The sequence below is a fragment of the Clostridium sp. C8 genome, from assembly GCF_001010885.1.
GTDB lineage: Bacteria > Bacillota > Clostridia > Clostridiales > Clostridiaceae > Clostridium > Clostridium sartagoforme.
Genome location: NZ_LBMX01000085.1, coordinates 47,642 through 56,125, shown reverse-complemented (window position 1 = coordinate 56,125; position 8,484 = coordinate 47,642). Strand labels below are relative to the sequence as shown.

10 protein-coding genes are annotated in these 8,484 nt (G+C 28.5%); all 10 read left to right on the top strand.

The window, feature by feature from the left end; all coding sequences use genetic code 11:
* Positions 1-576 precede the first annotated feature (576 nt).
* Positions 577-852, top strand: a complete 276-nt coding sequence (locus tag AAT22_RS13630) for a flagellar biosynthesis anti-sigma factor FlgM (protein WP_047001629.1) — start codon at positions 577-579, stop codon at positions 850-852.
* Between the two features lies 1 nt (position 853).
* A complete protein-coding gene (locus AAT22_RS13625; protein WP_047001628.1) occupies positions 854-1,264 on the top strand; it encodes a flagellar protein FlgN in 411 nt (136 codons plus the stop codon).
* Between the two features lie 16 nt (positions 1,265-1,280).
* Positions 1,281-3,116, top strand: a complete 1,836-nt coding sequence (gene flgK, locus AAT22_RS13620; RefSeq protein WP_047001627.1) for a flagellar hook-associated protein FlgK — start codon at positions 1,281-1,283, stop codon at positions 3,114-3,116.
* A gap of 11 nt (positions 3,117-3,127) precedes the next feature.
* Positions 3,128-4,123: a flagellar hook-associated protein FlgL gene (flgL, locus tag AAT22_RS13615; protein ID WP_047001626.1), complete on the top strand. Its 996-nt coding sequence runs from the start codon at positions 3,128-3,130 to the stop codon at positions 4,121-4,123.
* 13 nt (positions 4,124-4,136) lie between these two features.
* Entirely contained in the window at positions 4,137-4,562 is a 426-nt protein-coding gene (gene fliW / locus AAT22_RS13610; RefSeq protein ID WP_047001625.1) for a flagellar assembly protein FliW, read from the top strand.
* 210 nt (positions 4,563-4,772) lie between these two features.
* Complete coding sequence (gene csrA, locus AAT22_RS13605; RefSeq protein ID WP_047001624.1) at positions 4,773-4,997, top strand: carbon storage regulator CsrA; 225 nt, start codon at positions 4,773-4,775, stop codon at positions 4,995-4,997.
* A 185-nt stretch (positions 4,998-5,182) separates the two neighbouring features.
* Positions 5,183-5,533 carry a flagellar protein FlaG gene (locus AAT22_RS13600; RefSeq protein WP_047001623.1) on the top strand — a complete coding sequence of 117 codons (351 nt, stop codon included), beginning with the start codon at positions 5,183-5,185 and terminating at the stop codon, positions 5,531-5,533.
* A gap of 14 nt (positions 5,534-5,547) precedes the next feature.
* Entirely contained in the window at positions 5,548-5,838 is a 291-nt protein-coding gene (locus AAT22_RS13595) for a hypothetical protein (RefSeq protein ID WP_047001622.1), read from the top strand.
* Between the two features lie 13 nt (positions 5,839-5,851).
* A complete protein-coding gene (gene fliS / locus AAT22_RS13590) occupies positions 5,852-6,235 on the top strand; it encodes a flagellar export chaperone FliS (protein WP_047001621.1) in 384 nt (127 codons plus the stop codon).
* 133 nt (positions 6,236-6,368) lie between these two features.
* Positions 6,369-8,480, top strand: a complete 2,112-nt coding sequence (gene fliD, locus AAT22_RS13585) for a flagellar filament capping protein FliD (RefSeq protein ID WP_047001620.1) — start codon at positions 6,369-6,371, stop codon at positions 8,478-8,480.
* The last annotated feature ends 4 nt before the right edge of the window (positions 8,481-8,484 follow it).

The window sequence follows — 8,484 nt, the reverse complement described above, 5'->3', positions numbered from 1 at the left end:
TATACTAACGGGAGTTTTTTTCTATTTATGAGAAAACTATAAAACCTTTAGTTTTAAATTGCGAATATAAAGGCTACGATAAATAGATATGTTTCATAAGCTAAATAGCTACGCAAAGAAGTACTAGGCTGGGAGAACTACTATGCCAAGAGTTTTGGTTAAACTCGCTGCGCTCAGACAAACCAACAACACTAAGGCATAGTAGTTCTTCCTTCACCAAGTACTTCTAGTTTCTCGCTATATGCTTATTTCACCGTCTATTTACCTTCGCCAACTTATATTAAGAATTTAAATTAATAATGAATTAAGTTATTGATAAAAAATAATTGGTGAGGTAAATTAAAAACTTAGTTAAGTGGAGCAGACTATAATTGAGCTTGTTCCCTGATACCTATAAAATCAAAACAACTGTGCATTGTACCTTGTGAATTGTGAACTGAAAAATGCTTCGCATTTTTTACAAATGTGGAGATTAATAAAATTTGAATTAATAGCTAAACTTATAAAGAATTATTACGATAAATAAATATATAGAATGATAGAAGTAATTTTAAATGAAATTATTAGGAGGCAATTATGAATATTAAGGGTGTAGGTTACACAAATGGAATAAACTATTATAATAAGGTAACTTCTAATAAAATAGAAAAATTAGAAAAAAAACAAGTTTATGACAGAATTGAATTATCAGATGAGGCTAAAATATTAAAGGATTATTCAATAAATGAAAGTAATTATGATAATAGTAAAAAAATCGTAGAGATTAAGAACAGTATTCAAAATGGAACATATGGATATGATGCAAAGCTTATCGCTAAAGGAATGTTTGATGCCATGAAGGGAAAAGAGTAATATGATAAATAGTTTAATAGAAGTTCTTAAAGTAGAATTAAAAGAATTAAATGAATTATTGATATTATTGGATAAACAATATAAGTTAATTATAAACAAAGATGTATTTGGAATGGAATCATTAGTTGAAGAAATAAAATTAAAAAATAGAACTGTTGCAGAGAGTGAAGTTAATAGAAGAAAAGTATTAGGAAAAGAGTCTATTAAAGATATTATACTATCTTCAAAGAATGAAGAGTTGGAAGATGTATATAGAAAAATACAAAAATTATTAAATGAAATGATACTTCAAAAAGATACTAATGATTTGCTAATTAAGCAACAGTTGAGTTTTACAAATAAGCTTTTAAACCTTATAAATCCTAAAAGAGATATACCAATTTATAACTCTTACGGAAATATAAGAAGATAATATGAGGAGGTAAGAGATGTCAGGATTATTTTCAACATTCAATGTGGCTAAAAGAGGTATGAATGTACAACAAAAAAGCATAGATGTAACTTCTCATAATATTGCAAACTCTAATACTGTTGGATATTCAAGACAAAGAGCAAAGATAGAAACAACAAGACCTTATGGAGGAACTTCTATGGGGTCATCCGTCCAAGCAGGGCAACTTGGAACAGGAGCTCAAGTTCAAGCAATAGAGAGAGTTAGAGATAGTTTCTTGGATTATCAAGTAAGAAATGAAAATGCAGTTTTAGGAAAATATGATATGAGAAGTAATTTTCTTTATCAAGTAGAAAGTGTTTTTAATGAACCATCCGATACTGGGATTTCTACTTTAATGGGAAAGTTTTTTGATTCATTTCAAGAGCTATCGAAGCAACCCAACAGTTCAAATGCAAGGACTGTAGTAGCTCAACAAACAGCGGCTTTAGCAGATGCATTAAATGCAACTTATACAAAACTTGAGAATTTACAGACTAATGCTCAAGAGATGCTAAAGAGCTCTGTTACAGAGGTAAATAGTGTCTTAGAACAATTAGATAGAGTAAATCAAGAAATAATCAACGTAACCGTTGCAGGAAACACTCCAAATGATTTAATGGATAAAAGAGATACGTTATTAGATGAATTAAGTTATAAATTTGGCATTCAAGTGGATAAGAAAGAATTTAATGGAATAGATGTAAAACCAGTAGCAGATGGAAAAATAACGTCTCCAAATTTAGTAAACTCTAGTCCGAATGGAGATTTTAGTAGATTTTCTTATATAAGTAATGTTGAATTAGATTCAAGTGATTTATCAGGTAAGACATATGTAGTTACATATTATAAAAATGGTGATATGAATAGTGAATCTAATAAACAAACTTTAAAAATAACAAATTTAACACCAGAGCAAGCAAAAGAAATTAAAGATAATAGAATTTTATGGGCTGATAAGACTGGACAAGCTGCTAAAGGAGATGGGTATCCAATAAGAGATGGAGAAACAATAAGCTCTTCACAACTTATGATATTTAAGCCTGAGACAGGTAATATTAATGGGCTTGTATCAGTACAAAAAGATATAGAAGATTATATGAATCAACTAAATAAATTAGCTAAATCTATAGCATTTTCTGTAAATGCTGTTCATAGCGGAATTGAAGATCCACTAAACAATACAGCTGGACCTGAAAAAGATTTTCTACCATTTTTCGTAAATAAAGATATAGCTAGCTATAGAGCCAATGGGCTTTTACAAAATTTAGATGAAACATTACTATCAGAGCAAAATATAACAGCTAAGAATATATCTGTAAACAAAGAAATTCTAGAAGATGTAATGAAAATAAAAACTAGAACCCATGATGATTTATTTGCATACACCAATGAAAATAATGTTGATGGAGAAAGTGATGGAGCTAGGGCATTAGCAATAGCACAACTTAGAGATTCATTAATAAGAATTCAAGATATAGATGAAAAAGTAATTTCAAGAAAAGATATGTTCGACAAAAATAAAGGCGGAAGTACTCTTTCAAATAATGGATTAAAGTTAGAAAATAGTTCATCAGGAATGACTTTAAGTTCATATTTTAAAGATACTATTGATAGATTAGGAGTACAAGCTCAAGAAGCACAGAGAATGGTTACAAATCAAGAAGATTTATTATATAGTATAGAAGAAACAAGGGCTTCAGTATCAGGTGTATCCTTAGATGAAGAAATGGCAAATTTGGTACAATTCCAACATGCTTATAATGCAAATGCAAAAATAATAGCAACAGTAGATGAACTTTTAGATGTTATAGTAAATGGATTAAAGAGATAGGAGGGGAATAAATGAGAGTTACAAATCAGATGATGAGTAAAAGTTTTTTAAAAGACCTTAATAGAAATCAAAATTACATGAAAAGAATAAATGATCAGCTTACTTCTGGAAAGGAGATTAGAAGACCTTCAGATAACCCTTTTAAAGTTGCAAGAAGTATGCAGTTAAATTCAGATATAAACGCTAATACTCAATATAATGAAAATATAAAAGATACAATAAATTGGCTAGATACTACAGACACCGCCTTAGAACAACTAGGAAATAGCTTTCAAAGATTTAGAGAACTAATGGTTTCTGCTGGAAATGCAGCTTATGGAAGTGATGAAAAAAGAGCAATAAAAGATGAAATGAATGAAAAAGTGAATGAAATAGCTCAAATATTAAATACTAACTTTGATGGTAAATATATTTTTGGAGGAAGTAAAGGCAGTACAAAACCAATTGGAACTGATAAAAATATAATTACAGGAAATAATTCTCTTCATCTAAGTGGGAATAATGGAGAAGTTTTAAATATTGATAATTTAGATGAAGATGTACAAAATCAAATAAATATGATTAATAAAAAACTTGTTGTTGAAGTTTCACAAGGTGTTACAATGGATTATAATGTTTCAGCTACAGATATACTATTATTTAAAGATAAAAATGGAGTAAGTATTAATGTTATGGATTTATTAAAGGATATAACAAATAACGTGGCTTCAGAAAATCCACTAGATGGTGCGAAAATAACAAGCGAAAATCTGAAAGTTATGGATGAAACTGTATCTAATCTTTTAAGAATAAGAGCAGAAGTTGGTGCAAAACAAAATAGAATGGAATCTGCAGGAAGTCAAAATGAAGATCAAAATTTTAACTTAACAGATATATTATCACAAACAGAAGATATAGATCTTGCACAAAAAAACATAGAAGCGGCAGTTGCACAAAATGTATATATGGCTTCTCTTCAAGTAAGTGCAAAAATTATTCAACCTTCGCTTTTAGATTTCCTAAGATAGGAGATGATATAATATGGAATTGATATCACCAATACATGGAAAAATAATATATGAAAAGAATGAAATAATACATTTTGAAAAAGGATTACCAGGTTTTAGTGAGTTGAAAAAGTATGTAATAAAACAAGTTCAAGAAGAAAGTCCTTTTAGTATTTTACAATCAATAGAAGATAAAGAAATAGGTTTTATAATTATTTCTCCATTTTTTATAAAAGATAACTACGAAATAAAACTAAGCGACGAAATAATAAAAAACCTAAAATTAGAAAATCCAGACGAAGTTCTTTTATATTCAATAGTTACACTAAACTCAAAAATAGAAGAAATAACAGCAAACCTAAAGGCACCTTTAGTAGTAAATAAAAATACCAAAAAAGGGGAACAATATATTTTAGATAAAGAAACGTATGGGATAAGAGAAAAAGTTTTTAATAGGTAACAGGTAATATAGGTAACAGGGAACAGGGAACAAGTAACAGGTAACAGGTAACAGGTAACAGGTGCAATTAATAATTAACGATTAACAATTAATAATTTATGAAATAATTCAGCTTTGCTGAATTAAGAACATTTCTAAACTCCGCAGGAGTTTAATCCATAATTGTGAACTGTGAATTGTGAACTGTGAACTGAAGAAAGGGTGTTAAGTTTGTTAGTTATAACAAGAAAAAAGGGAGAGTCTATTTTAATAGGTGATGATATAGAAATATCTATTTCAAAAATAGAAGATGGTAGTGTAAAGCTAGCAATAAAAGCACCTAAAGAAATGACTATTTTAAGAAAAGAGCTTTACGAAGAAGTTCAAAATGAAAATAAAGAAGCAACAAAGATGAACGTTAATATAGATATACTTAAAAACTTGGGTAAAAAATAGTTTATTCAATTAACGGTTAACAATTAACGGTTAACAATTAACGGTTAACAATTAACAATTTAGGAAATAATTCAGCTATGCTGAATTAAGAACATTTCTAAACTCCGTAGGAGTTTAATCAATAACTGTGAACTGTAAACTAATAAAGTGAACTAACAAAGTGAATTGAAAGGAGCTGGATTTATATGGAGGTTAAGGTTACAAGTCAGGGAGGACAAGCTAACCTAAATACATTACAAAATAAAGAAGTTAAAAAGCTTTCGGGAAACAAGGATGTAGTTGAAGCTGTAACAAATAAAAATAAAGGATATAGGGAAGAAGATTTAGCAAAAGCTGTAGATAAATTAAATAAATTTCTAAAAGATGAGCATACATATGCGCAGTATTCTATCCATGAAAAGCTTGGAGACGTAATGGTAAAAATAATAAATGAAGATACAAAAGAAGTTATAATGGAATGTCCACCGAAAAAGATACTAGATTTAGTTGCAAAAATGATGGAAATGGTTGGAGTTGCAATAGATAAGAAAGCTTAATAGGGGGAAGGACTATGAATTTCTTACTAAATAAAATTGATAATGATATTAGGAAAAAAGTTTACGAAAAAACTAAAGATGGTAAGGTTCATAGAAAATCTGACATAATAATTAACAAAGATAGTGAAAAGCAAAAGAAAAAATTCTTTAGGGAATATGTTGAAGAAGAAAAAAGGCAACCTAAGGAAAAGAAAATTGTTATTAGTGCAACAAAGTCAGAAAAGCCACATATAAGCTTACATGGAGAGAAAGAAGAAAACTTAAATGCAATGGGTTATGGCGCATTTTTAGATGTTAAAAAGTAGGAGGAAATAAAAAATGTATGGTAATAATGCATTAAATGTATATAAAAACAATAGCGTAAACTACGCATCCAAGGAACAATTACTATTAATGTTGGTAGATGGAGCTGTAAAATTTGCTAAAATGGCTAAGCAAGCTTTAGAAGATAAGAATGTAATTGAAAGTCATAAAAACTTAGTTAAAGTTCAAGATATATTTACAGAACTTATGATAAGTTTAGATCAAAATGCAGGAGACTGGGCAAATCAAATATATAAAGTGTATGATTTTATAAAAACAAGATTATTCGAAATAAACTTAAAAAAAGATTCGAATATGATGGACGAGCTTATGCCAGTTATTGAAGATGTTAGGGTTACATGGTATGAGGCGTATGAAATATCTAGAAAATCTAGATAATTGATAATGGATAATGAAGGAGATAATTCAGACAAGCTGAATTATTAAAGGAATATATTTAAAATAAAATTCTCTAGGAATTTATCATTAATTATCAATTATGTATTATTAATTTAAAACCGGGGGTGTTTAAGTGAGAATAACAGGACTAGCAACAGGTTTAGATATGGATCAACTAGTTACAGATTCCATGAAACCTTATAGAATAAAAATAGATAAAAAAGGTCAAGAGAAAGAAATTTTAGAAATAAAACAAAAACTTTATAGGGAAGTTATAAAGGATTCGAGAGAGTTTTATAATAAATATTTTGATATTACAAATAGTAACAGCTTATTGTTAAGTAAAAATTGGACAACTACTAAATTTACATCATCTAATGATAATGTAGTAACTGTTACTGGTGGAGGTGATGCAAAAGCTGAAAATTATACTGTAACTGGAACAGTAGCAAAGGCTTCTAAAGTATCGTTAGCTTTCACAGAAGAAAATGGAATAGTAAAAATACCAGATAAGATGGTTGTAAATGGGAAAGAATTTACTTTAAGAGGAGACAGTGAAAAAGAAAAGGCTTCTAACCTAAATAGCGATTTAAAAGCAGCAGGACTTAATATAAAAGTAACTTACACTGATTTTGCAGGAACTAATGGAGTAAATGCAAAGGGATTTGTATTTGAATCAACGATTTTAGGGGAAGACGGTGTTTTCACAATTGGTAAAGTAACGACTAGTTCTCCTACCTCTGTAGAACCTTCAAAAGATTATAAGGCTGCTACAGCAGCAACTATTATCGATTTTAATATTAATGATTTTAATATAGATATTGATAATATTATCAAAATTACAGTTAATAATGAAGTGAAAGCTGTAACAATAAAAGGTTCTGATATTAAAGATGAAGAAGGTTCTATTGATAAAGATAAGTTAAAAAATGCCTTGAATAATACTTTAAAGGAGTATAATTTAGAAGTTACGATAGATGAGATTGATGAAATAACATTTAAAAGTACAAAGCTTGGTAATATACCTGATCCAAAGTTAACTATAAATGAAGTTTCAAAAACTAATAATTTTATTAATGGAGAAGATGAAATTAAAGCTTTTAAAACATTAAGTTTAACAGGAAATGAAAAAATTACTATTAATGGAGTTTTGGTAGATTTGATATTAAGGGAAAAGGATGCCAATACTAATGCTTATAAAGAAGATATAAAAACTTATCTAAATAGAGTGTTAAAAGCTCAGGGGTTAAATATTGTAGCTGAAGACAATGGGGGACAAATAACTTTAACTTCTAATAATACAGGTGAAGATGCTCAAATAAATATATCTCTATTAACAACAGGTTCAGAAACTAAAATTTCGCAAGGCGGAGTAGATGCTGAAATTACCTTTACTAATAGCAAGGGAGTATATATACACAAAGGCACATCAAATACCGTAACCTTAGATGGAGTTACTTTTAAATTTATAGGAGATATTCAACAAAATGAGCAAATAAATGTAAGTGGTAAAGTGGATGTAACAGAAACAAAAGATAAATTAGTTAAACTTATTAATGATTATAATACATTAATAGAAAAACTAAATAAATTAACCACAGAAAAAAGGAATAGAAATTTTAATCCTTTAACTTCAGATCAAAAGAAAGAAATGTCTGAAGATGAAATAAAGCTTTGGAATGAGAGAGTAGAAAAAGGACAATTAAGTAGGGATACTGATTTAACTAGAATATCAAATGGTTTGAAAAGTGCAATGAGGACATTATTAGATGGCTCTGGTCTTAATTTAGAGAAAATAGGAATAAAACCTGTAGCCGATTATCAAGGAACTAAGAACGGAACGTTTACTATAGATGAAAATACATTAATAAAAGCTTTAGAAGAAAATTCAGAAGAAGTAATGAATTTATTTATAAAATCAAAGCCTACAGATGGAAATCTTACAGACTCTCAAAAATATTCTAAAACAGGTTTGATACAAAGAGTAAAAGATATTTTATATAATGAAACTATGACTTCAACATCTAATTTCTTAAAAAAGGTAGGATACGAAGGGACAGTTACAGCTTATAATAATACTTTGACAAAATCTATTCAAGAATATGAAAGAAAAATGTCTGATATGGAAACAGATTTTACTAGAAGAGAACAAGCTTTATATTCAAGATATTCTACTTTAGAAAGTATGATGAATAAATATAATTCACAACAAAGTTACTTAACGCAACAATTAGGAATGAGTTAAAATT

Coding starts and splice junctions, on each gene's coding strand:
- AAT22_RS13630 (WP_047001629.1), top strand. CDS start 577: ATGAATATTAAGGGTGTAGGTTACACAAATGGAATAAACTATTATAAT.
- AAT22_RS13625 (WP_047001628.1), top strand. CDS start 854: ATGATAAATAGTTTAATAGAAGTTCTTAAAGTAGAATTAAAAGAATTA.
- flgK (WP_047001627.1), top strand. CDS start 1,281: ATGTCAGGATTATTTTCAACATTCAATGTGGCTAAAAGAGGTATGAAT.
- flgL (WP_047001626.1), top strand. CDS start 3,128: ATGAGAGTTACAAATCAGATGATGAGTAAAAGTTTTTTAAAAGACCTT.
- fliW (WP_047001625.1), top strand. CDS start 4,137: ATGGAATTGATATCACCAATACATGGAAAAATAATATATGAAAAGAAT.
- AAT22_RS13600 (WP_047001623.1), top strand. CDS start 5,183: ATGGAGGTTAAGGTTACAAGTCAGGGAGGACAAGCTAACCTAAATACA.
- AAT22_RS13595 (WP_047001622.1), top strand. CDS start 5,548: ATGAATTTCTTACTAAATAAAATTGATAATGATATTAGGAAAAAAGTT.
- fliS (WP_047001621.1), top strand. CDS start 5,852: ATGTATGGTAATAATGCATTAAATGTATATAAAAACAATAGCGTAAAC.